This window comes from Bradyrhizobium sp. Ce-3 (assembly GCF_022835695.1).
GTDB lineage: Bacteria > Pseudomonadota > Alphaproteobacteria > Rhizobiales > Xanthobacteraceae > Bradyrhizobium.
Genome location: NZ_BQUV01000001.1, coordinates 1,030,263 through 1,056,433, shown reverse-complemented (window position 1 = coordinate 1,056,433; position 26,171 = coordinate 1,030,263). Strand labels below are relative to the sequence as shown.

Genomic DNA, 26,171 nt, shown 5'->3' with positions numbered 1-26,171 from the left:
CGGGTATTTGAGGTAATATGGTATGGAATTCGGGCCCTGCGACCGTCCGTCCCCTCACTTGTTCGTCACTTTATCGCCCACTCCTGCGGTCTATACCGGCCACTCGTGGCCGTTCCTGTGGTTTGGAACCTCCTCGCGATCCCGTCGAGGAAGATAACCAAAACAACATTAGATCGGTCCCGGGAACTCCGCTACAGAGCGGGCGTTTTCGGCCATGCTTCCCCGAGATTAGAAAGAAACGAAGTGCTGACAAATATTGTCGTCTCCGTTGTTAGGACCTGTACGCGTTTTGCCCTTCCGGTTGTCGTTATCTCTGTGCTGCTGTCGATCGGGGCCGGCTTCTATACGGCCCGCAATTTTTCGATCAACACCGACATCAACAAGCTGATCTCGCCCGATCTGGACTGGCGCAAGCGTGACAACCAGTTCGAGGAAGCGTTCGATCGCGAGCGGCTGATCCTGGCTGTGGTCGAGGCGGCGACGCCCGAGCTGACCAGCTCGGCGGCGAAGGCGCTGACCGCGAGGCTGCAGGCCGACAAGAAGAACTTCGAGGCGATCACCGCGCTCGGCTCCGGCGAATTCTTCGAGAAGAACGGTCTCTTGTTCCTGCCGACCGAAGAGGTCGGCAAGGTCACCGGCCAGCTCGAATCGGCCGCGCCGCTGATCGAGATCATGGCCGGCGATCCCTCGATTCGCGGGCTGACCGGCGCGCTCGAGACCGGCCTTGCCGGCGTCAAGCGCGGACAGGTCAAGCTCGACAATACGGTGCGGCCCTTCAACCAGATCTCCGAGACCGTCGAGGCGATCTTGGCCAAGGGCAACGCGACCTTCTCCTGGCGCGAGCTCACCAGCGACACGCCGCTGACCGATTCGGACAAGCGCGCCTTCATCGAGATCAAGCCGATCATCGACTATTCGGCGCTGGAGCCGGGCAAGGGCGCGACCGACGCGATCCGGCAGGCGGCGGCCGATCTGAAATTCCCGACTGAATATCACGCGCGCGTTCGCCTGACCGGACCGGTGCCGATCGCCAACGAGGAATACGCCACCGTGCAGGATGGCGCGATCACCAATGGTATCGGCACCGTGGTGATCGTGCTGATCATCCTCTGGATGGCGCTGCATTCCGGCAAGATCATCTTCGCGGTGTTCGTGAACCTGTTCATCGGCCTTGCCATCACCACCGCGGTCGGCCTGATGATGGTCGGGTCGCTGAACCTGCTTTCGATCGCGTTCGCGGTGCTGTTCGTCGGTCTCGGGGTCGACTTCGGCATCCAGTTCAGCGTCCGCTACCGCTCCGAGCGTTACAAGAACGACAATCTGACGCTGGCGCTGGAGAACGCCGCGCGCCGCTCCGCGGTGCCGCTGTCGCTCGCGGCGATGGCGACCGCCGCCGGCTTCCTGTGCTTCCTGCCGACCGACTACAAGGGCATCTCCGAGCTCGGCAAGATCGCCGGCGCCGGCATGCTGGTGGCCTTCCTCACCAGCATCACGGTGCTGCCGGCGCTGCTCGACCTGCTCAACCCTCCGGGCGAGAAGGAGCCGGTCGGCTACGCCTTCCTGGCGCCGCTCGACCATTTCCTCGAGAAGCATCGCGTTCCAATCATCGTCGGCACGCTGCTGGTCACGGTCGCGGGCCTGCCGCTGCTGCACTACATGAAGTTCGACTTCAACCCGATCAACCTGCGCAACAAGCAGGCGGAATCGATCGCGACCTTCCTCGACCTCAGGAAGGATCCGAACACCGGCGCCAACGCCATCAACGTGATGACGCGCTCGGAGGCCGACGCCAAGAAGATCGAGGCCAAGCTCGAGAAGCTGCCGGAAGTGTCGCGCGTGATGTCGCTCGACAGCTTCGTGCCCGATGACCAGCCGGCCAAGCTGAAGCTGATCGCGCAGGCAGCCAAGACGCTGGGACCCGCGCTCAACCCCGACTCGGTCGACCCGGCGCCGTCGGATCAGGAGAATGTCGAGTCGCTGAAGAGCTCGGTCGACAGCCTGCGCAGGACCGCGGGCGACGGCAAGGGCCCGGGTGCAGTTGCCGCACGGCGGCTCGCCGACGCCCTGCAGAAGCTGGCCGATTCGACCCAGGCGACCCGCGACAAGGCGCAGGACGTCTTCGTCGCGCCGATGAAGATCGTGTTCGATCAGCTCCGCAACACGCTGCAGGCGCAGACCGTCACGCTGCAGAACCTGCCGCCGGAACTGGTCGACAGCTGGAAGACCAAGGACGGTCTGATGCGTGTCGAGGTCGAGCCGAAGGGCGATCCCAACGACAACGACAATCTGCGCCGCTTTGCCGACGCCGTGCTCGTCGCCGAGCCGACCGCGATCGGCGGACCGGTCTCGATCCTGAAGTCGGGCGATGTGATCGTGAACGCCTTCATCCACGCCGGCATTCTGGCGCTGGTCACGATCAGCCTGCTGCTCTGGCTGGCGCTGCGTCGCGTCGTCGACGTGCTGATGACGCTGGTGCCGCTTTTGGTCGCCGGCATCGTCACGCTGGAGATCTGCGTGCTGATCGGGTTGCCGCTCAACTTCGCCAACATCGTCGCGCTGCCGCTGCTGCTCGGTGTCGGCGTGGCGTTCAAGATCTACTATGTCACGGCATGGCGGCAGGGCAGGACGAACCTGCTACAGTCGAGCCTGACGCGGGCGATCTTTTTCAGCGCGCTGACCACGGCGACGGCGTTCGGCAGCCTGTGGCTATCCAGCCATCCCGGCACCGCGAGCATGGGCAAGCTGCTGGCGCTGTCGCTCGTCACGACGCTCGCGGCCGTGTTGTTGTTCCAGCCGGCGCTGATGGGCAAGCCGCGCGAGGCCCTCAAGGAGGAGGACATCGCCAACGACGTCACGTGACGCGCTGGCGATCCGCGTTCGATCCGGCTTGGCGGCAAGATGCCGCCAAGCGGTAAATTCAGGCGGACGTCAGCGCCACGAGGCAGCCACCCTGTTCGCAGCTGCCTTCCGTCAATGCGTCGGTCGCGCGATCTCTGGCAGCAGGCAGATATCACCCACGGTGTCTGCCGAAGCATTGGCGTTGCCCGGCGGGTTTGCCGCCTGCTTTTGAGCCGGCTTGGTGGCGGGCGCCACGGCGCCGGTGGTCTTCTGCGGCGCTGCCGATTTGGGAACGGCGCCCTTCGCTGCCGCGCTGCCCGCCGCAGGCGGATTGCCGGCGACGCTCATCGGAATCGGCGGACCGACGCGGGTCCAGGTCTCGCCGCCGCACAGGAAGCCGAGCACGCAGCCCTGGATCTCGAGTTGGTCGGTGCCGACCGGCTTGATGGTCGAGCTGTAGAGCTGGCCGTCCTTCGCGTTGTAGACTTGACCTTCCCACGCGTCGACGCCGGCCTTCTTCTTCATGTCGATCAGAATCGGCATGCCGAGTGTAGGCCTGCTCTGCTTCGCAGGATCAGGATTGTTCTTATCCTTGCCGCCGGGGGTTTTTTCCCAGGACACCGCACCCCACATGTTGCCATTACACTGGGCGACGCGGATGGTGGCGACACCGTCTGCGACCTTCCAGTCGCCGGTCGGGTCCGCTGCGAGAGCCGGTGATAATACGGTGGCCAAAAATAAACCTGAAAAGGCTATTGTACGCGCGAAAGTTCTTGGGCAGTGCAACATGGTCCAAACCTGTGCTTAACTAGACGATCCGAGCGGGGGTCAAAACGCCGCTAGCGAGCGTTTTAAGTTGACGAGATGGCCATCAACCGACGTATGTAACGAATGGTAAGTTCCAATTTAGACGTTTCCGAGATTTTTGTGGAGCGCGAGGGGCAGCGCGGTGCCATGCACACGCGTCACCTCAACGAGCAGCTCGTTCGCGTCCTCAAAACCATCGGTTACGACGTCGGCTTCCAGAAGGGGCAAGGCCAATACCTCTTCGATCGTCAGGGGGCTCGTTACCTTGATCTATTGAGCGGATTTGGCGTTTTTGCGATCGGCCGCAATCATCCGGCCCTGCGCGAGGCGCTGAAGAGCGTGCTCGACGCCGATCTGCCCAATCTGGTGCAGCTCGATGTCTCGACGCTCGCCGGCGTGCTCGCGGAACGGCTTCTGGAGCATGTTCCATATCTGGACAAGGTGTTTTTCGCCAATTCCGGTGCCGAAACCGTCGAGGCTGCGATCAAGTTCGCGCGCGGCGCCACCGGCCGCCCGGGAATCGTCTATTGCGGGCATTCGTTCCACGGCCTGTCCTACGGCGCGCTGTCGTTGACGGATGATTCGAATTTCCGCGGCGGCTTCGAGCCGCTGCTGCCGGGCTGCACCCCGATACCCTACAATGATCTCGAAGCGCTGGAGAAGGCGCTGTCGTCGCGCCAGGTCGGCGCATTCATCGTCGAGCCGATCCAGGGCAAGGGCGTCAACATGCCCACCGACGAGTTCCTGCCCGGCGCGCTGGCACTGTGCCGCAAATACGGCACGCTGTTCATCGCCGACGAGATTCAGACCGGCATCGGCCGTACCGGCAAGTTCCTCGCGATCGAGCACTGGGGCGTCGAGCCCGACATGGTGCTGCTGGCGAAGGCGCTCTCCGGCGGTCACGTGCCGATCGGCGCGCTGCTGACGCGCAAGCACATCTTCGACAAGATCTTCAACCAGATGGACCGCGCGGTCGTGCACGGCTCGACCTTTGCCAAGAACGATCTGGCGATGGCCGCGGGCATCGCCACGCTCGACGTCATCAAGGCCGAGAAGCTCGTCGAGAATGCCGCCAAGCGCGGCGCCGAACTGCGCCTTGCGCTGACCCGCATGGTGCCGGGCTACGAGCTGATGAAGGAAGTCCGCGGCAAGGGCCTGATGATCGGCGTCGAGTTCGGGCCGCCGAAATCGCTGCGGCTGAAGGCGTCGTGGAACCTGCTGGAGACCGCCAACAAGGGCCTGTTCTGCCAGCTCATCACGGTGCCGCTGTTCAAGGATCACAAGATCCTGACCCAGGTCGCCGGCCACGGCCTCCACACCATCAAGCTGCTGCCGCCGCTCACGATCACCGAAGAGGATTGCAGCTGGATCGAGAAGTCGTTCGACGACGTGATCGCCGGCAGCCACAAGGTGCCCGGCGCGATCTGGTCGCTCGGCAAGACGCTGGTCGACAACGCGGTGCGCAAGTCGGCGTAAACTCGAATCCGTAGCCCGGATGCAGCGAAGCGAAATCCGGGATTCTCGATCCTTGCGAGACTGTTCCCGGATTTCGCTTCGCTTCATCCGGGCTACAAGCCTTCACCCCTCCTTGTTGGCGCGCATCGCGCTCTCGAACTTGTCGCCGAACTCGGTCAGCTCGTCGGCGCCGAGATCGCTGACCGCCCAGTAGTTCAGGCCGCGGTCGCTCCAGCGCCGGATGTTGAAGCCCTGCAAGGTCGAGATCTTCGCGGTCTTGCGTTCGGTGCTCGCGGTCTGCGCCACGAACAGATTGATCACGTGCTGGCGCCGCTTGTAGACCACGGCACCGATCTCGCGGGCGTTGACGTAGTCGAGCCGGCCGCCGATCAAGGTGAAGCCCTGCGCGGTGAGATCGATCACCGGCGGCGAGACGTCGAGCTTGCCGTTGAACCAGGGCTTGACCGTATGCTGATCGGTCGAGACCACGTCGATGAGGTGGCCGGCCTGCAGCGAGCGCAGATGCGCCGACACCACCTCGTTCTCGATCCGCTGCTCGTCATCGTTGCGCAGCACGATCGCAACCAGGCCGGTCGCCGCCATCGCCGACACCGCCGAGCCCATCGCGAAGCCGCGCAGCACCGAGCGCCGGCTCGGCACAGCCTGCGGCTGCGGCAATGCCTTCTCGATCTTGCGCCGCAGCTCGAGCGGCGCCTTGTAGCGCACGTCGCTCTCGGCGATCGCCTGGCGGATCTCCTGATATTCCTTCATGAGAGCGGCGCAATGCGCGCACCCCTCGACATGGGCTTCCACTTCGCGCGCATGGCCGGCATCGAGTTCGCCGTCGATCAGCGCGTGGATCAGCACTTCGGCTTCCTCGCAGGTCATTTCACGTGCTCCTGTTCCGCAAGCCAGGCCGATCGCAGCATGGCGCGGGCGCGGGCGAGGCGGGACATCACGGTGCCGACAGGCACGGCGGCGACATCGGCGATCTCGCGGTATGATAGATTCTGGATTTCCCTCAGCACGAAGGTCTCGCGGAACGGCTCGGCGAGCGCCGCGACCAGCTTGCGTACGGTGTCGCCGTCGAAGCGGCGCAGCAGTTGCTTTTCCGGGGTCTCCGGCGCCTCATTCCACATCGGGGTCTGATCGCCGCCCTCGGGCAGTTCCTCGACCGCGGTGGGGGCGGTCTTGCGCCGGGCATATTCGGCGCGGCAGACATTGCGCAGGATCGCGAACAGCCACGGCTTCATCGCCGGGCCCCGGTAGCTGTCGAAATGCTTGTAGGCGCGCAGATAGCATTCCTGCACCGCATCCTCGGCGTCGGCGGCGTCGCGGAGCAGATAGCGCGCCAGCGTATAGGCGTCGTCGAGGTACGGCAGCGCGGCTTCGCGGAAGCGCCGCGCCTTTTCGGGATCGTCCTGCGACGCGTTGACAACCATCGTGTCCTGTCCGGCATGTCGAGAGACGGTTTGCGCCCGGCCGGGGGCTGCGGGCCACCGGCCGGGCATGGCTGTGATTGTATGGCTGGTCACGTTACCCAACCTTGATACTGCCTGTCATGTGCGGATGCAGCGAGCAGAAATACTTGTATTCGCCGGGCTCCGTGAAGGTGAACGAGAAGGTGCCGTCGGTATCCATGGTCTTGGAGCGGAATTTGCCCGCACACACCACGGTGTGCGGGATGTCGTCGCGGTTGGTCCAGGTCACGGTGGTGCCGACCTTCACGTCGAGCGGGTTCGGCGCGAACGAGAAATTGTCGATGTGGACCGCGACGTCTTCGGCGCGGGCCGCCGTGACCGGCAGTAGCATGGTCGCGACCACGGCTATACCGAAGTCGCGTCGATTGATCGAACTCATCGGTGTCTTCCCTTGGCCTTGTGCCTCAGCCTTGCAGCGGCGTGTCGATGATCGCCAGCGGCTGGCTGTTCTGCTTGAAGTTGATGCTGGCGACGCCGAGCATGCTGCGCAGCTTGGCATCCTCGACCTTCATCGGGCCGGGCGAGGGCGCGGCACCCGGCGCCGGCTGCGGGAAGGCCGTCGAGCGCGCGGTGTGGAAGGTGACGTTGCCCTCGACCTTCTGCATCACCTGGTGGATATGGCCGTTGAGCACGGTGACCGAGCCGAAGCCCTTGACGTATTCCAGCGCGCGGGCGCCGTCCTCGGTGCCCCAGCCCCATTGCGGATAGACGGTCCACAGCGGGATGTGGGCGAACAGCACGATCGGCGTCGACTTGGAGCGGCCCTTGAGGTCGTTCTCGAGCCATTCGAGCTGCTCGTTGCCGAGATTGCCGAGGCCGCCGCCCTTGAGGTCGACGACGTTGACGAGGCCGACGAAGTGCAGGCCGCCGGCATCGAAGGAGTAATAGCCCGGACCCTTGGTGCCCTTGCCATAGCGCTCCTTGTAGAGCTTGACCTCCTCGTCGATGAAGTCGTGCTCGCCCGGCACGTAGTGCACGTCGAGCTTGGCCTGCGAGATGATGCGATCGGCGTCATCGAACTCCGACGCCTTCGACAGATGCGTGATGTCGCCGGTGTGGATCATGAAGGACGGCTTGACCTGCATCGCCCGGACCTTGTTGATCGCCTCCTCCAGCGTGCCGATGGCATTCGGGTTGGCCGGCTTGTCGAAGCCGACATGGCTGTCGCTGATCTGCATGAAGGTCATGCCGGTGGTGGCCTCGGCCGCGGCGGCCGAGCCGACGATGCCGAGCGAATGCGGCACGCCGCCGGTAACGGTCCAGAGCACGCCGGTGCCGGCCCAGGTCATGCATTCCAGCACCTTGCGTCGGCTGACGCCTTTTTCCTCATCGTGGTGATTGTGATCGTGTCCGCTCATGACAAGTCTCCCATGGGCCCAAGGATTGGGTTTCCGGGTAGGTGATCGGGAGGGGCGGGGCTTTATTCCCGCGGCTTCGGAGGGGTTGAAGGCAGGGATGACGATTTCGTGAGGAATCCGAGGCCGGCCGCACCGGCGGTTGGCGCAAGGCGCCGCGCGACAGGTGGACGCAACGGCAAGATGCGTCATTGAAGGTTCGAGCCCTGTGAGGCTATCGACCCGGCAAACCACTGATCAATTGGAGGAAATCATGGGTAACGTGACCGGCGGCTGTCACTGCGGTGAGGTCCGCTACGAGGTGACCGGGGAACCGGTCGTCCATGCGCTCTGTCACTGCACCGATTGCCGGCGCCACGCCGGTGCGCCGATGGTCGGCTGGGTGATGGTCGCCGAAGGCATGGTCAATGTGACCAAGGGGCAGCCCTGCATCTACCGCTCCTCGGAGCATGGCCGACGGCACTTCTGCGCAAACTGCGGCACCGGGCTTTTCTACACCAATGGCAACATGTTGCCCGGGTTCATCGACATTCAGAGCGGCACCTATGACGATCCCGAAGCGGTGCCGGCCACCATGCACATCCAGGTCGCCGAGCGGCTGCGCTGGATGGAAGATGCGCGCGACTTGCCGACCTTCGACCGCTTTCCGCCGACCGAGTGACGAACGCGGCGCTGCGTTCGGCGCCGCAACATGGAAACGCTCCGCAACATAGATGAACGGCCGCAACACAGCTGTCTTGCAGCCGTCAGCATAATGTCAGCGCTGCTGCGTAAGAATGGTGGACTTCATTCGCCACACCGGGAGATCACCATGAGCGACCACGCAGGCGTTGAGCATCATCACAAGGCAGCTGAGCATCACGAGCACGCGGCGCGCCATCACCGCGAAGCCGCCAAGCACCACGAAGCCGGCGACCACCACAAGGCGGCGCATCACGCCCACAGCGCCCATGGTCACGCCAGCCATGCCCAGCATCACCACACCGAGGCGAGCCGGCATCACGCCGAGCACCACGGCAAGCACTAATAACCGTTCCAGTACTGCGTGAGTGGCTTCCGCCGTCCCCGCAAGGGGACGGCGCTTTCTTTTGGCTGACGCTAGCCGGTTTGCGCGACGAACGTCCTGAGCGCGGCCACCATCAGCTCCGGCGCTTCCTGTGCGACGCAATGGCCGACGCCGTCGAACGTCCAGCGGCTCGCATGCGGGATCAGGGCCGCGGCGCGGTCGGCCATCAGTTTGTAAACCGGCCCCGAATGCTCGGCGGTGGCGATGCAGACCGGGCAGGCGATCTCGGTGAACCACGAAAAGGGATTGCCGCGGCCGTCGCCGGTGTAGACCTGCTCCATGGCCTCGACGATCGGCAGCAGCAGCGCGGATTCGATCTCGGGCGTGCAGCGCAGCCGCACGCGGCCGTCGTCCAGCTCCGCGAAGCCGTGACGGACATAGGCCGACAGCGACGGCGCGGTCCACGGCGCAAATGCCGGCGCGTTGCGCAGGCGCTGGAACAGGATTTCCGCGCTGTCGAACTCGGCCCGGCGGCGGAGTGCTCCCTGCACGGACGCTCTCGACATCTCGCTCAGGCCGGCGTCCCGCGGCGCGCGCGGATCCATCGCGGTCGGCTCCGTCACGAACAGCCGCGCGACGCGGTCCGGCATCAGCCTCGTGGCGAGCATCAGGTCGGTCGCGCCGGCGCTGTGACCGATGCCGTAGATGTTCCGGAGGTCGAGGCGCTCGACCACCATGCGGGCATCTTCGGCGAAATCCTGGAAGTGATAGCGGTCGGCCGCCGGCTTGTGGCTCAGCCCGTGGCCGCGGCGGTCGAGTGCATAGACGGTGTAGTCGGAGGCGAGCGCCTGCGCGACTTCGGTCCACACTTCGGCGACAAAGCCGGTGCCGTGCAGCAGCAGCGCCGGCGGTTTGCCGGAACCGGGCTCGCCCCAGCGCGCTGCCGCGATCTGCGCGCCGGCATCGCCAATGAGAATCCGCTGCGGCTGCATCATCGGTTGCTATCGCGCATCCCTGAGGATCATCTCGGCGGCCTTCTCGGCGATCATCGCGGTCGGCGTGTTGGTGTTGCCCGACGTTATGGTCGGCATCACGGAGGCATCGGCGATGCGCAGGCCGTGCAGGCCGTAGAACCGCAGCCGCTCGTCGACCACGGCCATCGGATCGCTCGCCATGCCCATCTTCGCGGTGCCGACGGGGTGGAAGATGGTGGTGCCGATGTCCCCCGCCGCCTTGGCGAGCGACGCATCGTCGTCGCCGACCGATGGGCCGGGCAGGAATTCCTCGGGGTGATACTTCTCCAGCGCCTTCTGCTTCATCAGTCTGCGCGTGGTGCGGATCGCGTCGGCGGCGACCTGGCGGTCGTCCTCGGTCGAGAGGTAATTCGGCGCGATCGACGGCTTGTCGTCGGGCGCGGTCGAGCGGATGCGCACCGTGCCGCGCGAGGTCGGCTGCAGGTTGCAGGCGCTGACCGTGATCGCGGGGAAGCGATGCAAGGGATCGCCGAACTTGTCGAGCGACAGCGGCTGCACGTGGAACTGGATGTTGGCGCGGGAGCGCGTCGCGTCCGAGCGCGTGAAGATTCCGAGCTGTGACGGCGCCATGGTCAGCGGGCCGCGGCGGCGAAATGCGTAGTCGAGGCCCATCAGGCCGCGGCGCACCAGGTTGTAATAGGTCTCGTTCAGCGTGCGCACGCCGGACACCTTGTAGATCGCACGCTGCTGCAGATGGTCCTGCAGATTGTGGCCGATACCCTGCACGTCAGCCACGATGTCGACGCCGAGCGGCGACAGCCATTCGGCCGGGCCGATGCCGGAGCGCTGCAGCACCTGCGTGGTGCCGATCGAGCCGGCGCAGAGGATCACCTCGCCCTTGGCGCGCGCTTCCACGGTCTCATTGCCCTGACGGAACTCGACGCCGGCGGCGCGGCCGCTCTCGATGATCAGGCGGTCGACCAGCACGTCGGTCTCGAGCCGGAGATTGCCGCGGTTCAGCACCGGCTTGAGGAAGCCGCGCGCCGACGACCAGCGCCGGCCGCGCTTCTGGTTGACGTGGAAGTAGCTGGTGCCTTCATTGTCGCCGGTGTTGAAATCGGGAATCCGCTTGATGCCCATCTCCTCGGCGGCGTCGCCGACCGCATCGAGGATCTGCCACGACAGCCGCGGCGCCTCGATGCGCCAGCCGCCGCCGACACCGTGATGCTCGCTTTCACCGAGGAAATGATCCTCCAGCCGCTTGAACGCCGGCAGCACGTCGCTGTAGCTCCAGCCGGTGAGGCCGAGCTGGCGCCAGTGATCGTAATCCGCGGCCTGGCCGCGCATCGAGATCATGGCGTTGATCGCCGACGAGCCGCCGATCACCTTGCCGCGCGGATAGGCGAGCGCGCGGCCGTTGAGGCCGGGCTCGGCCTCGGTCTTGAACATCCAGTCCGAGCGCGGATTGCCGATCGCGAACAGATAGCCGACCGGGATGTGAAACCAGATCCAGTTGTCCTTGCCGCCGGCTTCCAGCAGCAGCACGCGCTTCTTCGGATCGGCCGACAGGCGGTTGGCCATGATGCAGCCCGCCGTGCCTGCGCCGACGATAATGTAGTCGAAATCACCTTCGAGCCTTCGCGGCATGTCCTCGTTCCCGGCAAGCGTCTCTTGTTGGGCTCCTATTAGTCAGACGCAGCCTATCGAGACAAGCCCGGCCAATGGCGCCGGGCATGCGCTGGATGATCAAGGACGGCTGGGTTCGGCGAGTGTGACCTCGGGTCCGGACCTCGGCACACAGAGAATCAGGGTCAGCATACCTATCGCGAGCAACGCGCCGACCAGGGCGAGCGGTGCGTAGATGCTCCCGGTCGCGACATTCATCCATCCGATCAGGGCAGGGCACACCGCGCCGCCGAACGAGCCGATCGCGCTGATCAGTGCGATGCCGCCGGCCGCGGCGCTGCCCTCCAACATCGCGTTCGGGATGGTCCAGAACAGCGAGAGAATCGCGAAGATGCCGATCGAGGCGATGGCGAGCAGGGTCACGGTCAGGAGGATGCTGCCCTGCGCGGCCTGCAAGGCGATGAAGCACGCCGCCGCGACGAGGCCGCAAGCGACCACGTGCCAGCGCCGTTCCCGGATGCGATCGGAACTATAGCCGATCGCGACCATGCCGATCGCCGACGCGACCGAGATCGCGCCGCTCAGCCAGCCGATTTCGGTGGTTGTCGCCACGCCGACGCGCTTGAGCAGCGTCGGCGTCCACAGCAGGATCGTGTTGAGCGAGCAGAAGAACGCGAAATAGATGAAGGACAAGAGATAGACGCGCGGCTCGCGCAGCGCCGCCGCGAAGCTGCGCGTCGTGCCCGGGACTGCGGCGCGATCGCGGGCGAGATCGCTTGCAACCTGCCGTCGTTCGTCGGCGCTGAGCCAGCTCGCGGCCTGTGGTCCGTCGGCAAGATAAAGATACGCGGCGATGCCGAGCAGGACGGCGGGAACGCCCTCGAGGATGAATAGCCACTGCCAGCCATGCAGGCCGTGGACGCCCTGCATGTGATCCATGATCAGGCCCGACAGCGGTCCCGCGATGACGCCGCCGAGCGGCACCGCCATCACGAACAGGCTGGTCATGCGGCCACGGACGCGGTCCGGAAACCACAGCGTCAGGTAATACAGGATGCCGGGGAAGAAGCCGCCTTCGGCAGCGCCGAGCAGGAAGCGCAGCAGATAGAGGTGATACTGGTTCTGCACCAGCGCGAGCAGCACGGTCACGGCGCCCCACAGCACCATGATCCGCAGCAGCGTCTTGCGGACGCCGACCTTGACCAGCAGCAGATTGCTCGGCACTTCGAGCGCGACATAGCCGATCGAGAAGATGCCGGCGGCGAGGCCGAACACCGCGTCATCGATATCAAGATCGTGAAGGAATTGCAGCTTGGCGAAGCCGATGTTGAAGCGATCGATGATCGCCACCGTGTAGCACGCCAGCAGGAACGGGATCAGCCGCCAGGCGATCCGTCCATAGAGCCGCGAATGGGCCGCATCCTGCATCGAAACCTCCGAATGATTCTTTTGATTGTTGGGCGGCGCGTGGTTTGGCGCGCGCGATCTTCGGCCCGGCAGCGCGTGCCGGGCCGTCGTTTGGTGGTGTCCGGAGGAATACGTCCGACTAGTTCGCGCTCGCCGGAAACTCCAGCATCGCTTCACCGGCCGCGACGGTCTCGCCGCGCTGGTTCTGCACGGCGACGTCGACCAGCACCCAGCGCGATTTCGCCGTTGTCTGCTTGGCTTTGATGGTGCCGGCGGGACGGATGGTGTCACCGGGCTTCACCGGCTTCAGCCACCGCGTCTCGAGCCTGCGATGAATCGCGCCCGCGGGCGTTGCCCAGTCGGTCAGCATGCGCGAGATCAGGCCGAAATTGTTCATGCCATGCATGATGATGCCGCCGAAATTGGTCTTGCCGAAATCGCCCTTCATGTAGTTGTCGTCGAGATGCAGCGGGTTGTAGTCGAGCGACGCATCGCAGAACAGGCGGATCGATTCGCGCGAGACCGCAAACGCGGGACCGTCGATGGTGTCGCCGGCCTTGAGAGCATCGAAATTCGCAGATGTCATCATGATCCTCCTTACATCGGACGGATGGTCTGGCCGCGACCCGAGCAGATCACGTCGCCATGCTGGTTGAAGAAGACGTTGTCGTGCACCACGAACAGCCGCTCGCGCTTGATGAACTTGTCGAGCGCGCGGGCCTGCAGGGTGATGGTGTCGCCGGGGCGGGCAGGGATGTTGTAGCTCCAGGACTGCCCGGCATTGACGGTGCCCGGCGAGCGCATCCAGTCGTCGGCTGGCGTGCAGGCGAACATCAGCAGGATGTGGATCGCGGGCGGCGCGACCAGTCCGCCATGGGGCCCGGCCTTCGCGGCGGCTTCGTCGAGATAGAGCGGATTGGTCTCGCCGACCGCGCGGCAGTACAGCGCGATCGCCTCCTGCGTCAGTGTGTAGGGCAGCGTCTTGCGCGGCTCGCCGGGCACGATGTCGTCCCACATCTTGCGCAGCTTCGAGTCCTTCCAGAAATCGGTTTCGAACGGGGTGGCCGCAGAACTTTCTGCTTGCGCCATCGAGGATCCTCCTGCTATTCAGTTCGCCAGGCGAACACTTCATTCGCTGTATGAATTGACGCTAGCGCGGTCGGGGGCCCCTGACAAGCGCGCAGCGACGCGTCATGTGCAGACAGCCATGCGGGCTGCGATGTTCATGAAGAGAGCCAACACCCCGGGCAGAGCGACGTCATGAGCAAGGAGAGTGACGGCTTCGTGCGCGCGATCGCGCGCGGTTTCTCGATCATCGAGGCGCTCGGCAAGCCGCCCGGCCGGCACACGCTGGCGGAGGCCGCCGACACCGCCGGCCTCAACCGCGCCACCGCGCGCCGCATCCTCGCGACGCTGGTGGTGCTGAAATATTGCGCCTCCGACGGACGCTATTTCAGCCTGCGGCCGCGCGCGCTCGGGCTCGGCCTGTCCTATCTCAACGCGCTGCCATACTGGGCGCATGCGCAGCGCGCGCTGGAGAACCTGCGCAACGAGGTCGGCGAGTCCTGCGCGATGGCGGTGCTCGACGAGGATGAGATCGTCTACGCGCTGCGGCTGCCGGCGCGGCGCATCCTCTCGGCCAATCTCGGCGTCGGCAGCCGGCTGCCCGCGCATCTGGTGTCGCTCGGCCGCGTCATGCTCGCGGCGCTGCCGCCCGGCACCCGCGAGGCCTATCTCGCGGCCGGCGGCTTCAGGCAGGTCACGCCACGCACGGTGACCGATCCGGAGCGGCTCGGCGAACTGCTGGTGCGGGTCGAGGGCGACGGCTATGCCTGGGTCGATGGCGAGCTTGACCCGGCGATCTGCGGCATCGCGGTGCCGTTGCGCGATCCCGCCGGCACCGTCGTCGCGGCGCTCAGCGTCAACACGATTTCCGGCACGGTCAGCGAGGCCGGCGCGCGCAAGAAGTATCTGCTGCCGCTGCGCCGCACCGCGCAGGAGATCCGCAGCCAGATGCTGTCCTCGGGCTAGCACCGCACGTGCTTCGGATCAGTCATTGTTTCCCGTCACCGTGCCTGCTTAAATCGCGCAGCCGAGCCCGGCTTGGCGATGTGAATGGCTACCCGGGATGCAACATCTGGATTTCAGCTGGAGCAATTGCCATGACCAGGGTTCTTCTGACGCTGCTTGCGTCCGCCGCGCTGTGCGCGTCGCTGCCGCTGTGCGCCAATGCCGAACTTGATGCCGCCGCGCTGAAGGGCGCGATCGAGAAATCGGTCGAGGCCGACTATCCGAAACTCGACGCGCTCTACAAGGATATTCACGCTCACCCCGAGATCGCGTTCCAGGAGGAGAAAACCGCGGCCAAGCTCGCTGCCGAAATGCGCGCGCTGGGCTTCGACGTGACGGAGCGCGTCGGCAAGACCGGGCTGGTTGCGATCTACCGCAATGGCGAGGGCCCCACCATCATGGTGCGCACCGAGCTCGATGCGCTGCCGATGGAGGAGAAGACCGGCCTTCCCTATGCCAGCCGCGACAAGACGACCTGGCAGGGCCGGGAGACCTTCGTGGCCCATAGTTGCGGCCACGACGTTCACATGGCGAGCTGGTTGGGCACGGCGAAGACGCTGGTCGGGCTGAAAGACCAGTGGCACGGCACGCTGATGTTCATCGCCCAGCCGGCGGAAGAGATCGTGGCGGGTGCCAAGGCCATGCTGGCGGATGGTCTGTTCACTCGATTTCCTAAGCCGGATTTCGGCTTCGCCTTGCACGATGGCCCGTTCGCCTATGGAACGGTGCGCTATCGCGTCGGGATCGGCTCGTCCGCCGCAGATGGCCTCTACATCAAATTCCGCGGCCGCGGCGGCCACGGCGCGGTGCCCCAGGCGACCATCGACCCCGTGATGATGGCCGCGCGCTTCGTCGTCGATGTTCAGAGCGTGATCAGCCGCGAAAAGGATCCGACCGAATTCGGCGTGGTCAGCATCGGCTCGATTCACGGCGGCACCGCGGCAAACATCATTCCGGACGATGTGGTGCTGCTCGGTACCATTCGCAGCTTCAAGCCCGAGGTGCGCGCCAGGATGCTCGCAGGTATCGAGCGGACGGCAAAGGCGGTCGCCGCCATGTCGAACGCGCCGGAGCCCGAGATATCGCTCACCGAGGGGACCAAGGCGGTGATCAACGATCCCGGCGTGGTCGGCATGGCGGAGAAGGTGCTGAAGGCGGCGTTCGGCGACAAGTTTGCGCCGTCACCGCCGGGCACGCCCAGCGAGGATTATTCGGAATTCATTAACGCCGGGGTGCCCTCGATGTTTTTCAATATCGGTATCTACGAGCCGGAACGCGTCGCCGCGGCCCGCGACGGCACCGGCCCGCAATTGCCGAGCAACCACTCGCCCTTGTTCGCGCCGGTGCCGGAGCCGACCATCAAGACCGGGGTCGAGGCCATGACGCTTGCGGTGCTGAGCGCGTTCGACCAGCACGCGCGGGGAAAATAACCGGCTGCGGCGGCCGGGCGCGCGTGACGTCTTCGCCGCCATTGCGCCGGACATTCCGGCCGTGCCAGGATTCGCAGCCAGAGAGATTGCTCAACTTGCCGGAGGATTCCGTGGCAGACCCGATCCGCGCCCCCTTCTACCACGACGGAATGCGTGAGTTGCAAGACCGCTTCGACGGCCGTCGCGTCGCCGACGGCCTCGAGAAGCATCGCCTCCATTTCGAATTCTGGGAACAGGAGCGCAAGCTCATCGAGGAAACGCGGTTCTTTTTCATTGCGACGAGCTACCAGGACAACGTCGATTGCTCGATGCGTTGTGGCGATCCCGGCTTCGTCAAGATCACCGCGCCCGACACGATCGAATATCCCGAGTATGACGGCAACAACATGTACCGCACGCTCGGTAATATTCACCGCAACCCGAACGTCGGCTTGCTGTTCGTGCGCCTCGACGGCAAGACGTTTCGCGCGCGCATCCGAGGCAAGGCGACGATCGACGACAGCGCTGGTGCGCTTGCCTTGCATCACGGCGCCAAGGTTGTCGTGCGCGTGAAATGCGAAATCTTTCCAAATTGCCCGCGCTACATTCCGGACCTGATGAGCGCATCAGCGGATGCGCCGGCGAATCCGTTCGTTCCGCGGCCCGGATACGAGCCGCCTGCACCGGAATGGAAGAGCCGGGACTACCTCAAGGACGTGCTTTCGAAATACGATCCGCATCGGAAATAGGTGCGCGCCGGCGGATATCGGACGGCGGGCAGAACCCAATCAGGGCAGCGGCGCCATATAGGGAATGCTGCCGACCAACACGAACACCTGGACCGCGTTGCACAGCATGCCGCCCCAATGCAGCCGGCGCAGCCGCCGTATCGCGGTCGGATCACCTGAGTCGCGTGCATCCGCCTCGGCATCGAGCCGCTGCAGAAACCATCGGCGCGCCAGCACCGCAAATCCCGCGATCAGCGCAATGCCGAGCGCGACGGCGAAGCGGCCCGCGGTGGCGAAGGCGAGCGTCCCGATCACACCGGCGACCGCCAGCACCAGGAAGTAGGCATTGAACATGCCGCGCATCAGCCGGGTCACGGGCGGGACGTCGAGCTTCACGAGCAGGAACGCCGGTGCCGCCAGCAGGAAGTATCCCATCGGCACCAGCAGGATGATGGTGGAAAACAGAACCGCCTGATCCGGCGTCATGCAGCCGCTCCTTGTTGGCAGGCGAGAGGGGTTCGGCGCGGAAAACCTGGGGTAGTATCCGTGCGGCCTATTTCCCGCACCATTAGGCTTTGGTCGGATGCGACCGTATCGGGCATGTCGTATCAGGCTTGTCGTATCAGGCTGGCGCGCTCGCGACCTCGCGCATCATCGCCCGGATGCGGCGTCCGAGGAACATCCGGTCCTCCCGATTTGTGAAAAGCAGGTCCCAGCCTGCGGCATGCCACATCTGTTTGGGTGGACCGGCTCTTGCATGCTAGACAGGACGTTACGTCCAACCTCCGAGGCCAGAATTCTCATGCCCATCGTCAACCGCGTCGCCGATCTGCAATCCGATATCCAGGCCTGGCGCCGCAACATCCACGAGAACCCCGAGCTGCTTTACGATGTGCACCGCACTGCATCATTCGTGGCCGACCGTCTCAGGGAGTTCGGCTGCGACGAGGTCGCGACGGGCCTGGGCAAGACCGGCGTGGTCGGGGTCATCAAGGGCAAGAAGGGCCCCGCCAAGGGCGACGTCAAAGTGATCGGCCTGCGCGCCGACATGGATGCGCTACCGATCCACGAACAGACCAATCTGCCCTACGCCTCGAAAACGCCGGGCAAGATGCACGCCTGCGGCCATGACGGCCACACCGCGATGCTGCTCGGCGCCGCGCGCTATCTCGCCGAGACGCGCAATTTCGCCGGCGACGCGGTGGTGATCTTCCAGCCGGCCGAGGAGGGCGGCGCTGGTGCCGCCGCCATGATCAAAGACGGCCTGATGGACCGCTTCGGCATCGAGCAGGTCTATGGCATGCACAATGGTCCGGGGATTCCGATCGGCTCGTTCGCGATCCGCACCGGCCCGATCATGGCCGCGACCGATGCGATCGATATCAAGATCGAGGGGCTCGGCGGGCACGCCGCGCGGCCGCACAAATGCATCGATTCCGTACTGGTCGGCGCCCAGATCGTCACCGCCTTACAGCAGATCGTCGCGCGCACCGTCGACCCGCTCGACTCCGCGGTGATCTCGATGTGCGAATTCCACGCCGGCAACGCCCGCAACGTGATCCCCCAGACCGCGGAGCTGCGCGGCACCGTGCGCACGCTGACCCGGGAGGTGCGCGATCTCATCGAGAAGCGCGTGCGCGAGGTGGTGGATGGCGTTGCCAAGATGACCGGCGCCAAGATCGATCTCACTTACGAGCGCGGCTACCCGGTCACCGTCAACCATGAGGCGCAGACCGAATTCGCCGGGCGCATCGCGCGCGAGGTCGCCGGCGATGCGCATGTGCACGAGATGCCGCCGCTGATGGGCGCCGAGGATTTCTCCTACATGCTGGAAGCGCGGCCCGGCGCCTTCATCTTCTGCGGCAATGGCGACAGCGCCGGCCTGCATCACCCCGCCTACAATTTCAACGACGAGGCGATCGTCTACGGCACCTCGTATTTCGTGAAGATCGTGGAGAACGCGCTGGCGGCGTGAGGTTCACGCATCCCATCGCACCGGCAGTGACACCGGGCCGCGGAACACCCAGCCGCGGACGACGGGCGGCGCCTCCTTGCGGAGGCGCAGATTGCGCAGGCGCTCGAACAGCATCGGCACCACGATCTTGCCGACGGTGAGCCGCGACACCCAGGTGCCGGCGCAGAAATGCGGTCCAGCGCCGAACGCCAGGTGTGATTGCTTCGGCCGCATCACGTCGAAGCGATCGGGGTCGGCGAAGCGATGGCCGTCGCGGTTCGCGGCGCCGACGCAGAGGCCGATCTGAAGGCCCGCGGTCAGCGTCGTGCCGGAGAGATCGACGTCGCGGGTGACGCGGCGCGGATACATGCCGATCGGCGAAATCCAGCGCACCGCTTCCTCGAGCGCGGCCGGCCATAGCTCGGGCTTGGCCAGCACGCTGTCCCTTTGCGCCGGGTTTTCCAGCAGGCCGAGCACCAGCGTCAGGATCGCGTCGCGCGGTTCGTTCAGGCCGCCGCCGATGATCACCTTGATGTTGGCGCGGATGGCTTCGACCGGCATCGGCGGGTCGGCGTGGACCATCGAGGACAGGATCGACGGGTTTGGATGACGGCGGTGATCCGCGAGCACGTTGTCGATCGCGGCATCGACATCGGCGCTCGCCTGCATCGCCTTGCGCTCGACCTCGGCGTCGGCGGCGTAATTGCCCGCACCGTCGATCAGCGCCTGCGACCACTCGGCCAGGGTCTGCCACGGCATGTCGCGAAAGCCGATCATCGCCATCAGGCCGAGCGAGGCCATCGGCGCGGCAAGAGTGGCGAACAGATCGGCCTCGCCGGCGGCCGACAGTTCGTCGATCAGCGTTTCCGCGATCGCGGTGAATTTCGGCGCCCAGTACTCCTTGATCGTGGCCGGGCGAAACGAGGGCTCGATCGCTTTGCGGCCGATCGCGTGTTCGGCGCCGTCCTTGCGCATGAAGGTCGGTCCCATCACTTTGTTGACCAGCGAGGCCGGATTGTCGGCCGAGTAGGTCACGGGATCGCGCTCGATCCGTGTGATGTCGTCGAAACGCGTCACCAGCGTCAGGCCAGCGGTCTCGACGAACACCGCGGGCGCGGTCTCGCGCAGGCGGCGGAAGATCGGATAGGGGTCGTCGAGCAGATCCTGATACGCGATGTCGGTCACGACTGGCACGGTGCTGGCCATGGGTCCTCCCGGAGGGCTGTTTGCGAAGGCTAGCGCCGGGGACGCAATCGCTCAATTCGATGGGATCGATCCAGTCCATCGAAATATCCAATGACTCGTGATAGGCTTGGCCGCCAGCATGGCGGGAGGTGCAGCGTGGCGGTCAATTCCTCGATCGATCCGATCGACATCGGGACCTTGCGGACGCTGGTGCTGGTCTACGACCTGCAGTCGTTCTCGGCGGCCGCCAAGCGGCTCGACGTCAACCAGTCCACCATCAGCTATGCGATCGAACGGCTGCGCGGCGCGCTGCATGATCCGCTGTTCGTCCGCAACGGCAATGGCGTGACCGCCACCGAGCGCTGTGCGGCGTTGGTCGGCTGGGCACGGGACATGATCGGCGAGATCGACGGACTCGCCTCGCCGGTCGCATTCGATCCGGCGACCGCGCAGGGCAGCGTCACGATCTCCTGCAACTATCACGAACGCCAGACCCTGATCCCGCAGTTCAGCGCGCGGCTGCGTGCCGGCGCGCCAGGGGTTCGCCTCGTCCTGCTCGATGCGGCGGGCCATGGCGACGTCCATCTCAAGCAGAACCAATGCGACATCGTGCTCGGTCCGGTCGGGATCGTCGGGGAGAGCTTCTTTCGCCGCCACATCCTCACCGATCACTATGTCTGCGTGATGGATCCGGCCAATCCGTTGGCGCGCGGCCGGATCGCGCTGTCGGCCTATGCGAAGGCCGAGCACGTCTTCATCACCCATAGCGGCGAGTGGCAGCCGCTTTATCTCGCAGCGCTGAAGGCAAGGAAGATCGAGCTCGAGCCTTCGGTCAGCCTGCCCAACCACGACAGCCTGGAGCGCATCATTGCCGGCACGAGGCTGGTTGCGACCATCCCGCATCATCTGGCACGCGCGATGCGCGGCGGCCTGCATGTCGCTGCGCTGCCGTTCCGGGTGCCGATCTCGATCGACATGTACTGGAGCGCCCGGACCGCCAAATCCGGCCTGCACAAATGGGCGCGCGGCCTGCTGGCAGAGGGGGCCAAGGTGTACGCCGCCTGAACGCGCAGCTTCGCCATGACGGTCAAAAAGCAAAAAGGCCCGCACCGGAGGTGCGGGCCTTTCGTCCGGCGCGTTGCCGCGCCGAAAGCATCCGGCATCAGAACGCGTGGTAGAACACGTAGTACAGAACGCCCGAGATGATCATCGCGGCCGGCAGGGTCAGCACCCAGGCCATCGCGATGTTGCGGATCGTCGACCATTGCAGGCCGGAGCCGTTCGCGGCCATGGTGCCGGCAATGCCCGACGACAGCACGTGCGTGGTCGAGACCGGCAGGCCGTAGCCATCGGCCGCCGCGATCGTCGCGGCCGCCGTGATCTCGGCGCAGGCGCCCTGCGCGTAGGTCAGGTGCGTCTTGCCGATCTTCTCGCCGACGGTGACGACGATGCGCTTCCAGCCGACCATGGTACCGAGGCCGAGCGCGATGGCGACGGCGAACTTCACCCAGCTCGGGATGAACTTGGTCGCGGCATCGAGCGAGCCCTTGTACTCGTTCAGCGTGGCGACGTCGGCGGCAGTCAGCTCGGCTTCCTTGTCCTTCATCAGGAAGCGGATCGCCTCGGAGGCCAGGTACATGTCGTTACGGGTGTTGCCGACGGTGTCGGCCGGGAACTTGGCCAGCGAGCCGTACTGGGCAACCTGCTGTCCGATGTCGCGCACCAGCACCGCGAGCGACGGGAAGGTGCCTTCGTTGATCTGGTGCTGCGCGACATAGTTGGTCACGGCCGGGCGCGGGTTGCCGATCACGTTGTAGCCGGCGGCCTTGCCTTCGATGACCTTGCTGGCCGCGGTCGAATGCAGGGTGAACTGCTCGATCTGGCTCGCGGGCATCGCGCGGTTCAGCGCATAGGCGGTCGGCACGGTGCCGATCAGGATCAGCATGATCAGGCCCATGCCCTTTTGGCCGTCGTTCGAGCCGTGGAAGAAGCTGACCAGCGTGCAGGTCAGGATCAGGATGCCCCGGATCCACCACGGCGGCGGCTGGTTGCCGACCGGTTCGCCGAACAGCGCCGGCGTCGCGCGTTGCAGCACGATCTTGAGGATGTAGAGCAGGCCGGCGGCGAGCACGAAGCCGAACAGCGGCGACAGCAGCAGCGCCTTGGCAATGCCGGCGGCTTGCGTCCAGTCCACGCCGGAGGTGCCGTCGCGGCCGCGCAGCAGCGCGTTGGTGATGCCGACGCCCATGATCGAACCGATCAGGGTGTGCGAGCTCGACGCGGGCAGGCCGAGCCACCAGGTGCCGAGGTTCCAGATGATCGCGGCGATCAAGAGCGCGAACACCATCGCAAAGCCGGCGCTCGAGCCGACCTGCAGGATCAGTTCGACCGGGAGCAGCGACACGATGCCGAACGCGACGGCGCCGCTCGAGAGCAGCACGCCGAACAGGTTGAACATGCCCGACCAGACCACGGCGACATGCGCCGGAAGCGAGCGGGTGTAGATCACGGTCGCGACCGCGTTGGCGGTGTCGTGGAAGCCGTTGACGAATTCGAAGCCGAGCGCGATCAGCAGCGCAACGAACAGCATGATGTACGGCAGGAACGACGTGACCCGCGTGCCGGTGGCGTCGACGTCGGCATAGATGCTGTAGGCAACAAACAGCAGCGCGGCCGCGACCACGCCCAAATAGATAACGCCGGTCAGAGGATGAAAGCCCTTGTCGAGGTCCGGACCCTTTTTCAGGGCGGGCTCGATCGAGCCGGGTAACGCCATATCGCTCATGGTAAACTCCTGTCCCAATGCTGCCGATTTTGATCGATGCATATGACAGGCAATTGAAATCCGGCCCGTGAAATGAGGCGGCCATCCATGCCGGTGGACATCGCGCCGAATTTTTGTGCAACGTATTGAGGGTGCACGGGCCTTCGCGGTCTCGTGGCAATCATCGGCACGATCGGATCGTCGATCGCGCGACCCAAACCCGCCGCCTGTGTTTCGCTGGGCGAGATTTTGTGTGACGAGGCCACATTGGCCAAGCGACCGGCGACACGGACGGGCGAGGGAAATCCGGCAGGCGCTGCGCGTGAGGGGGAAGTTGGAAGATGGGGAAGTTCGGAGATGAGGTGGCGCGCCGCACGATTGGGGCTAGCAAACCGCGCAGCGCGCCCGCCTCAGGGTACGTCATGGCGTGAACATGACGCCCGATACCTGCGGAACATGCCACCGTACCACGGATCAATTAAAGGTTGTAGATATTTGTCGGGCGTCGTGAACAATTTCACGTTGAGGTGTGGTTCCGCGGTTCCCCCGTTTTTTGCGGAACTCAAGCCGCGTGGGCCGAATTGCGCAACTGGCCTGCGGCAATTTTCAAGTCGTCGATAAAGCGCTGATATTCCAGCGCCTTGGCTTTTTCGTCGGGCAGCCGCAACAGATAGGATGGGTGCACGGTGACGAGCACCTTGGTGGCCTCGTGGTTAATCAAGCGGCCACGGCTCTTGTTGATCGGCGTGATCTTGCCGAGCACGCTCTGTGCGGCGCTGGCGCCGAGCGCGACCACCAGCTCCGGCTTGATGGCGGCGAGCTCGCGCTCATACCACTGCCGGCAGGCGCGGATCTCCGGCGTGTTCGGCTTCTGGTGCAACCGGATCTTGCCGCGCGGCACGAATTTGAAGTGCTTCACCGCATTGGTGATGTAGACCTTGGCGCGATCGATGCCGGCCTCTTCGAGCGCGCGATCGAGCATCTGTCCGGCCGGTCCGACGAACGGATGGCCTGCGAGATCTTCCTTGTCGCCGGGCTGCTCGCCGACCAGCATCAGCGTTGCACTTTGCGGCCCTTCGCCGAATACGGTCTGGGTTGCGTCCTTCCACAGCGGGCAGGCGCGGCAATCGGCGGCCTCGTCGCGCAAGGCCGCGATGGTGCCGCGCGCCTGTGCATCTCGGGTTTGCTTGCGGGCCATCGGTTGATCCTGCCGCTGCTGCGGTTCGGCCGTCTTGCGTGCGATGAAGGGGCCACTGGTCATGCGCATGGCGTCTTCGATCAGCGGCTTAATGATCGAGTCCTCGGGCAGGTTCCTCCAATAGGCCTGCGGCATCTCCATCACTTTCAGCCGTGCGGGACTGAAGAGGCCGTTGTCATGACGCCGCCAGGCTTCCTCGAGCCGGTCCTCGGTCGGCACCTCGGATTTGGCGATGCCCGGCGTGATCGCGATCGCGTGCCCGTCCCAATGCGCGCAGACGTCGGGGGTCAGGATCGACCACGGCATGTCGGCGAAGCGGCCGGCGAAGAAAGGCGCGGCGAGCTCGACGATGCGATGCTCCGGCTCGAACCAGGCGACGTAATGCGCCGTCCGCTCGCGGCCGATCTCGCGGAAGCGCAGATGCGCGTGCATCCGGTCGATGTCGCCATAGACCGCGCGCGCCATCGCGTGGACCTCGGCGACGTCAGGGTCGTCAGTCGCGCTGAGCAGATCGTGATGACTGCGCAGCCGCCACAGCAGGCGATAGAGCAGGGCGAAGCGTTCGTCGTTTCGATGCAGGATCGCAGCCTTTGCGAGTTCGACGAAGATGGCTGGGACGTTGAACTGCGCCTGCGGCACGTCAGGCAATTCATTCACGCAGGATGCCAGCGACAATTCGTCGTCCTTGCGTACGGTCCACATGACCTCCGCAGGCTTCACGTCATTGATCGCCAATCGTCGCGCGGCCTTGCGCCAGCCCTCGAAATCGGTGTCGTTATCGAGCACGATGATACGCATGCGATTGCTCCGTTTCCGTCACGCCGCCATTTTCGGGGCCTTGTGCGCCTGACATCGCGGGAGATCAGGCCACGTCTGCTTTCGGTTGGCTGAATCCCATTGATTTCACTCATGAATCACTGGACTCACCAATCCGGTTGACTCCGCCGGGGCTGTTAGCTTTATATTAGAACATATCATGAACAATTGAGCCAGTCCCTGGTTCTCTGTTCAGGCAGTGACGGCCTCAAATTTTCAGATGGAAGGAGCGGCGCAATGAACGGCGCACGCACGGGTACGCTTGCGTCTCTGCGCGGCAGCATCGCGCGCATCGAGGCGCCATCGGAGGCGGCGATGCCGAACCGCATCGCGCTCGGACACACGAGTGCGGACGCGATGCTGCGCGGCGGGCTTGCGCCGGCAGCGTTGCACGAGGTGTTTGCGGCCGGCCATCAGAGCGGGGCGGCGACCGGCTTCATCGCGGGACTCGCCGGCCTGATATCGGCGCGCAAGCCGCTGGTCTGGGTGCGGCAGGATTTTTCCGATCGTGAAAACGGTGCGCTGTCGATGCGCGGGCTTGCCGAACTCGGCCTCGATCCGCGCCTCCTGGTCACGGTGCGCGCCGCCGATGTCGACAGCAGCCTGCGCACCGCGGCCGACGCGCTCGCCTGCGATGCGCTCGGCGCTGTCGTGCTCGAGGTCTGGGGCGATGCGCGCCAGCTCGATCTCGTCGCCAGCCGCAAACTGACATTGGCTGCGCAAGCCTCCGGCGTCACCGCGCTGGTGCTGCGGATTGCGGCAACTCCGATCCCCTCGACCGCGGAGACGCGCTGGATCGTGCGCGCGGCGCATTCGCCGCCCGGCAATGCCGCAAGCGCCTGGGGCGCGCCGCGCGTCGAGGCCGAACTGGTGCGCAACCGTCATGGCCCGGTCGGGCGATGGATCATGGAATGGAAATGTGATGAGTGCCAATTCAGTGAACCGTCGGCGTATCCTCAGCCTGTGGCTGCCACGCCTGCCCATCGACCGCATCAAGCGCAAGCTCGCGCAGGACATCGCCTCGCAAGCTGAGCTGGTCGCAAGCGAACTGGGTGAACCTTCAGGTGAGGTGAGTACATTGGCTGGGCTCTCTCCCCC

General features: G+C 65.1%; 24 protein-coding genes. 9 read left to right on the top strand and 15 right to left on the bottom strand.

The window, feature by feature from the left end:
• Window positions 1-243 precede the first annotated feature (243 nt).
• On the top strand, window positions 244-2,859 hold the full coding sequence (locus BRSPCE3_RS04830) for an MMPL family transporter (RefSeq protein WP_244064545.1): 2,616 nt from the start codon (window positions 244-246) through the stop codon (window positions 2,857-2,859).
• 111 nt (window positions 2,860-2,970) lie between these two features.
• On the opposite strand, the gene BRSPCE3_RS04825 is transcribed toward BRSPCE3_RS04830, so the two are convergent.
• Window positions 2,971-3,627: a DUF2147 domain-containing protein gene (locus tag BRSPCE3_RS04825; protein ID WP_244064544.1), complete on the bottom strand. Its 657-nt coding sequence runs from the start codon at window positions 3,625-3,627 to the stop codon at window positions 2,971-2,973.
• Window positions 3,628-3,729: 102 nt separating this feature from the next.
• Between BRSPCE3_RS04825 and hpnO the strand changes: the two genes are divergently transcribed.
• Complete coding sequence (gene hpnO / locus BRSPCE3_RS04820) at window positions 3,730-5,121, top strand: aminobacteriohopanetriol synthase HpnO (RefSeq protein WP_244064543.1); 1,392 nt, start codon at window positions 3,730-3,732, stop codon at window positions 5,119-5,121.
• A gap of 102 nt (window positions 5,122-5,223) precedes the next feature.
• On the opposite strand, the gene BRSPCE3_RS04815 is transcribed toward hpnO, so the two are convergent.
• The 4 genes from BRSPCE3_RS04815 to BRSPCE3_RS04800 all read right to left on the bottom strand — a co-directional run bounded on the left by BRSPCE3_RS04815 (window position 5,224) and on the right by BRSPCE3_RS04800 (window position 7,939).
• Window positions 5,224-5,988 (bottom strand): anti-sigma factor, encoded by a 765-nt coding sequence (locus BRSPCE3_RS04815; protein WP_244064542.1) that lies wholly within the window; start codon window positions 5,986-5,988, stop codon window positions 5,224-5,226.
• Window positions 5,985-6,542 carry a sigma-70 family RNA polymerase sigma factor gene (locus BRSPCE3_RS04810; protein ID WP_244064541.1) on the bottom strand — a complete coding sequence of 186 codons (558 nt, stop codon included), beginning with the start codon at window positions 6,540-6,542 and terminating at the stop codon, window positions 5,985-5,987. The genes BRSPCE3_RS04815 and BRSPCE3_RS04810 overlap by 4 nt, the downstream gene beginning before the upstream one ends.
• Window positions 6,543-6,636: 94 nt before the next feature.
• Window positions 6,637-6,960, bottom strand: coding sequence for a cupredoxin family copper-binding protein (locus tag BRSPCE3_RS04805; protein WP_024579453.1), 324 nt, complete (start codon window positions 6,958-6,960; stop codon window positions 6,637-6,639).
• A gap of 25 nt (window positions 6,961-6,985) precedes the next feature.
• Window positions 6,986-7,939 carry a metallophosphoesterase gene (locus BRSPCE3_RS04800; RefSeq protein WP_244064540.1) on the bottom strand — a complete coding sequence of 318 codons (954 nt, stop codon included), beginning with the start codon at window positions 7,937-7,939 and terminating at the stop codon, window positions 6,986-6,988.
• 250 nt (window positions 7,940-8,189) lie between these two features.
• Between BRSPCE3_RS04800 and BRSPCE3_RS04795 the strand changes: the two genes are divergently transcribed.
• Window positions 8,190-8,597 (top strand): GFA family protein, encoded by a 408-nt coding sequence (locus tag BRSPCE3_RS04795; protein ID WP_244064539.1) that lies wholly within the window; start codon window positions 8,190-8,192, stop codon window positions 8,595-8,597.
• Between the two features lie 96 nt (window positions 8,598-8,693).
• Here the strand turns inward: BRSPCE3_RS04795 and BRSPCE3_RS04790 are convergent, their stop codons facing one another.
• From BRSPCE3_RS04790 to BRSPCE3_RS04765, 6 genes are all read right to left on the bottom strand, one after another.
• The gene (locus tag BRSPCE3_RS04790) at window positions 8,694-8,960 is read right to left on the bottom strand and encodes a hypothetical protein (RefSeq protein ID WP_244064538.1); all 267 of its coding nucleotides are present in this window, start codon (window positions 8,958-8,960) and stop codon (window positions 8,694-8,696) included.
• Between the two features lie 74 nt (window positions 8,961-9,034).
• Window positions 9,035-9,937: an alpha/beta fold hydrolase gene (locus tag BRSPCE3_RS04785; protein ID WP_244064537.1), complete on the bottom strand. Its 903-nt coding sequence runs from the start codon at window positions 9,935-9,937 to the stop codon at window positions 9,035-9,037.
• 6 nt (window positions 9,938-9,943) lie between these two features.
• A complete protein-coding gene (locus tag BRSPCE3_RS04780) occupies window positions 9,944-11,563 on the bottom strand; it encodes a GMC family oxidoreductase (RefSeq protein ID WP_244064536.1) in 1,620 nt (539 codons plus the stop codon).
• A 99-nt stretch (window positions 11,564-11,662) separates the two neighbouring features.
• On the bottom strand, window positions 11,663-12,970 hold the full coding sequence (locus tag BRSPCE3_RS04775; protein WP_244064535.1) for an MFS transporter: 1,308 nt from the start codon (window positions 12,968-12,970) through the stop codon (window positions 11,663-11,665).
• Window positions 12,971-13,088: 118 nt separating this feature from the next.
• Window positions 13,089-13,535 (bottom strand): MaoC family dehydratase, encoded by a 447-nt coding sequence (locus BRSPCE3_RS04770; RefSeq protein ID WP_244064534.1) that lies wholly within the window; start codon window positions 13,533-13,535, stop codon window positions 13,089-13,091.
• An 11-nt stretch (window positions 13,536-13,546) separates the two neighbouring features.
• Window positions 13,547-14,038: a MaoC family dehydratase gene (locus tag BRSPCE3_RS04765; protein WP_244064533.1), complete on the bottom strand. Its 492-nt coding sequence runs from the start codon at window positions 14,036-14,038 to the stop codon at window positions 13,547-13,549.
• A 171-nt stretch (window positions 14,039-14,209) separates the two neighbouring features.
• On the opposite strand from BRSPCE3_RS04765, the gene BRSPCE3_RS04760 reads away from it, so the two are divergent.
• The 3 genes from BRSPCE3_RS04760 (at window position 14,210) to BRSPCE3_RS04750 (ending at window position 17,177) form a co-directional block, all read left to right on the top strand.
• A complete protein-coding gene (locus tag BRSPCE3_RS04760) occupies window positions 14,210-14,980 on the top strand; it encodes an IclR family transcriptional regulator C-terminal domain-containing protein (protein ID WP_244064532.1) in 771 nt (256 codons plus the stop codon).
• 131 nt (window positions 14,981-15,111) lie between these two features.
• Complete coding sequence (locus BRSPCE3_RS04755; RefSeq protein ID WP_244064531.1) at window positions 15,112-16,449, top strand: amidohydrolase; 1,338 nt, start codon at window positions 15,112-15,114, stop codon at window positions 16,447-16,449.
• A 23-nt stretch (window positions 16,450-16,472) separates the two neighbouring features.
• The gene (locus BRSPCE3_RS04750) at window positions 16,473-17,177 is read left to right on the top strand and encodes a pyridoxamine 5'-phosphate oxidase family protein (protein ID WP_244064530.1); all 705 of its coding nucleotides are present in this window, start codon (window positions 16,473-16,475) and stop codon (window positions 17,175-17,177) included.
• A gap of 39 nt (window positions 17,178-17,216) precedes the next feature.
• Here the strand turns inward: BRSPCE3_RS04750 and BRSPCE3_RS04745 are convergent, their stop codons facing one another.
• Window positions 17,217-17,642 (bottom strand): hypothetical protein, encoded by a 426-nt coding sequence (locus tag BRSPCE3_RS04745; protein WP_244064529.1) that lies wholly within the window; start codon window positions 17,640-17,642, stop codon window positions 17,217-17,219.
• A gap of 316 nt (window positions 17,643-17,958) precedes the next feature.
• On the opposite strand from BRSPCE3_RS04745, the gene BRSPCE3_RS04740 reads away from it, so the two are divergent.
• The gene (locus tag BRSPCE3_RS04740; protein ID WP_244064528.1) at window positions 17,959-19,131 is read left to right on the top strand and encodes a M20 aminoacylase family protein; all 1,173 of its coding nucleotides are present in this window, start codon (window positions 17,959-17,961) and stop codon (window positions 19,129-19,131) included.
• Between the two features lie 3 nt (window positions 19,132-19,134).
• Here the strand turns inward: BRSPCE3_RS04740 and BRSPCE3_RS04735 are convergent, their stop codons facing one another.
• The gene (locus BRSPCE3_RS04735) at window positions 19,135-20,316 is read right to left on the bottom strand and encodes a cytochrome P450 (RefSeq protein ID WP_244064526.1); all 1,182 of its coding nucleotides are present in this window, start codon (window positions 20,314-20,316) and stop codon (window positions 19,135-19,137) included.
• Window positions 20,317-20,451: 135 nt separating this feature from the next.
• Here BRSPCE3_RS04735 and BRSPCE3_RS04730 point away from each other — a divergent pair, with 135 nt between their 5' ends.
• On the top strand, window positions 20,452-21,360 hold the full coding sequence (locus tag BRSPCE3_RS04730; protein WP_244064525.1) for a LysR family transcriptional regulator: 909 nt from the start codon (window positions 20,452-20,454) through the stop codon (window positions 21,358-21,360).
• 97 nt (window positions 21,361-21,457) lie between these two features.
• Here the strand turns inward: BRSPCE3_RS04730 and BRSPCE3_RS04725 are convergent, their stop codons facing one another.
• A complete protein-coding gene (locus BRSPCE3_RS04725) occupies window positions 21,458-23,080 on the bottom strand; it encodes an inorganic phosphate transporter (RefSeq protein ID WP_244064523.1) in 1,623 nt (540 codons plus the stop codon).
• A gap of 541 nt (window positions 23,081-23,621) precedes the next feature.
• Window positions 23,622-25,055 (bottom strand): UdgX family uracil-DNA binding protein, encoded by a 1,434-nt coding sequence (locus BRSPCE3_RS04720; protein WP_244064522.1) that lies wholly within the window; start codon window positions 25,053-25,055, stop codon window positions 23,622-23,624.
• Between the two features lie 255 nt (window positions 25,056-25,310).
• On the opposite strand from BRSPCE3_RS04720, the gene BRSPCE3_RS04715 reads away from it, so the two are divergent.
• Window positions 25,311-26,105: an ImuA family protein gene (locus tag BRSPCE3_RS04715; protein WP_244064520.1), complete on the top strand. Its 795-nt coding sequence runs from the start codon at window positions 25,311-25,313 to the stop codon at window positions 26,103-26,105.
• Window positions 26,106-26,171: the final 66 nt, after the last annotated feature.

What these genes read in the sequence shown, in the direction of transcription:
- BRSPCE3_RS04825 (WP_244064544.1), bottom strand. Translation starts at nt 3,627, where the DNA reads ATGTTGCACTGCCCAAGAACTTTCGCGCGTACAATAGCCTTTTCAGGT.
- hpnO (WP_244064543.1), top strand. Translation starts at nt 3,730, where the DNA reads ATGGTAAGTTCCAATTTAGACGTTTCCGAGATTTTTGTGGAGCGCGAG.
- BRSPCE3_RS04815 (WP_244064542.1), bottom strand. Translation starts at nt 5,988, where the DNA reads ATGACCTGCGAGGAAGCCGAAGTGCTGATCCACGCGCTGATCGACGGC.
- BRSPCE3_RS04810 (WP_244064541.1), bottom strand. Translation starts at nt 6,542, where the DNA reads ATGGTTGTCAACGCGTCGCAGGACGATCCCGAAAAGGCGCGGCGCTTC.
- BRSPCE3_RS04805 (WP_024579453.1), bottom strand. Translation starts at nt 6,960, where the DNA reads ATGAGTTCGATCAATCGACGCGACTTCGGTATAGCCGTGGTCGCGACC.
- BRSPCE3_RS04800 (WP_244064540.1), bottom strand. Translation starts at nt 7,939, where the DNA reads ATGAGCGGACACGATCACAATCACCACGATGAGGAAAAAGGCGTCAGC.
- BRSPCE3_RS04795 (WP_244064539.1), top strand. Translation starts at nt 8,190, where the DNA reads ATGGGTAACGTGACCGGCGGCTGTCACTGCGGTGAGGTCCGCTACGAG.
- BRSPCE3_RS04785 (WP_244064537.1), bottom strand. Translation starts at nt 9,937, where the DNA reads ATGATGCAGCCGCAGCGGATTCTCATTGGCGATGCCGGCGCGCAGATC.
- BRSPCE3_RS04780 (WP_244064536.1), bottom strand. Translation starts at nt 11,563, where the DNA reads ATGCCGCGAAGGCTCGAAGGTGATTTCGACTACATTATCGTCGGCGCA.
- BRSPCE3_RS04775 (WP_244064535.1), bottom strand. Translation starts at nt 12,970, where the DNA reads ATGCAGGATGCGGCCCATTCGCGGCTCTATGGACGGATCGCCTGGCGG.
- BRSPCE3_RS04770 (WP_244064534.1), bottom strand. Translation starts at nt 13,535, where the DNA reads ATGACATCTGCGAATTTCGATGCTCTCAAGGCCGGCGACACCATCGAC.
- BRSPCE3_RS04765 (WP_244064533.1), bottom strand. Translation starts at nt 14,038, where the DNA reads ATGGCGCAAGCAGAAAGTTCTGCGGCCACCCCGTTCGAAACCGATTTC.
- BRSPCE3_RS04760 (WP_244064532.1), top strand. Translation starts at nt 14,210, where the DNA reads ATGAGCAAGGAGAGTGACGGCTTCGTGCGCGCGATCGCGCGCGGTTTC.
- BRSPCE3_RS04755 (WP_244064531.1), top strand. Translation starts at nt 15,112, where the DNA reads ATGACCAGGGTTCTTCTGACGCTGCTTGCGTCCGCCGCGCTGTGCGCG.
- BRSPCE3_RS04745 (WP_244064529.1), bottom strand. Translation starts at nt 17,642, where the DNA reads ATGACGCCGGATCAGGCGGTTCTGTTTTCCACCATCATCCTGCTGGTG.
- BRSPCE3_RS04740 (WP_244064528.1), top strand. Translation starts at nt 17,959, where the DNA reads ATGCCCATCGTCAACCGCGTCGCCGATCTGCAATCCGATATCCAGGCC.
- BRSPCE3_RS04735 (WP_244064526.1), bottom strand. Translation starts at nt 20,316, where the DNA reads ATGGCCAGCACCGTGCCAGTCGTGACCGACATCGCGTATCAGGATCTG.
- BRSPCE3_RS04725 (WP_244064523.1), bottom strand. Translation starts at nt 23,080, where the DNA reads ATGAGCGATATGGCGTTACCCGGCTCGATCGAGCCCGCCCTGAAAAAG.
- BRSPCE3_RS04720 (WP_244064522.1), bottom strand. Translation starts at nt 25,055, where the DNA reads ATGCGTATCATCGTGCTCGATAACGACACCGATTTCGAGGGCTGGCGC.
- BRSPCE3_RS04715 (WP_244064520.1), top strand. Translation starts at nt 25,311, where the DNA reads ATGAACGGCGCACGCACGGGTACGCTTGCGTCTCTGCGCGGCAGCATC.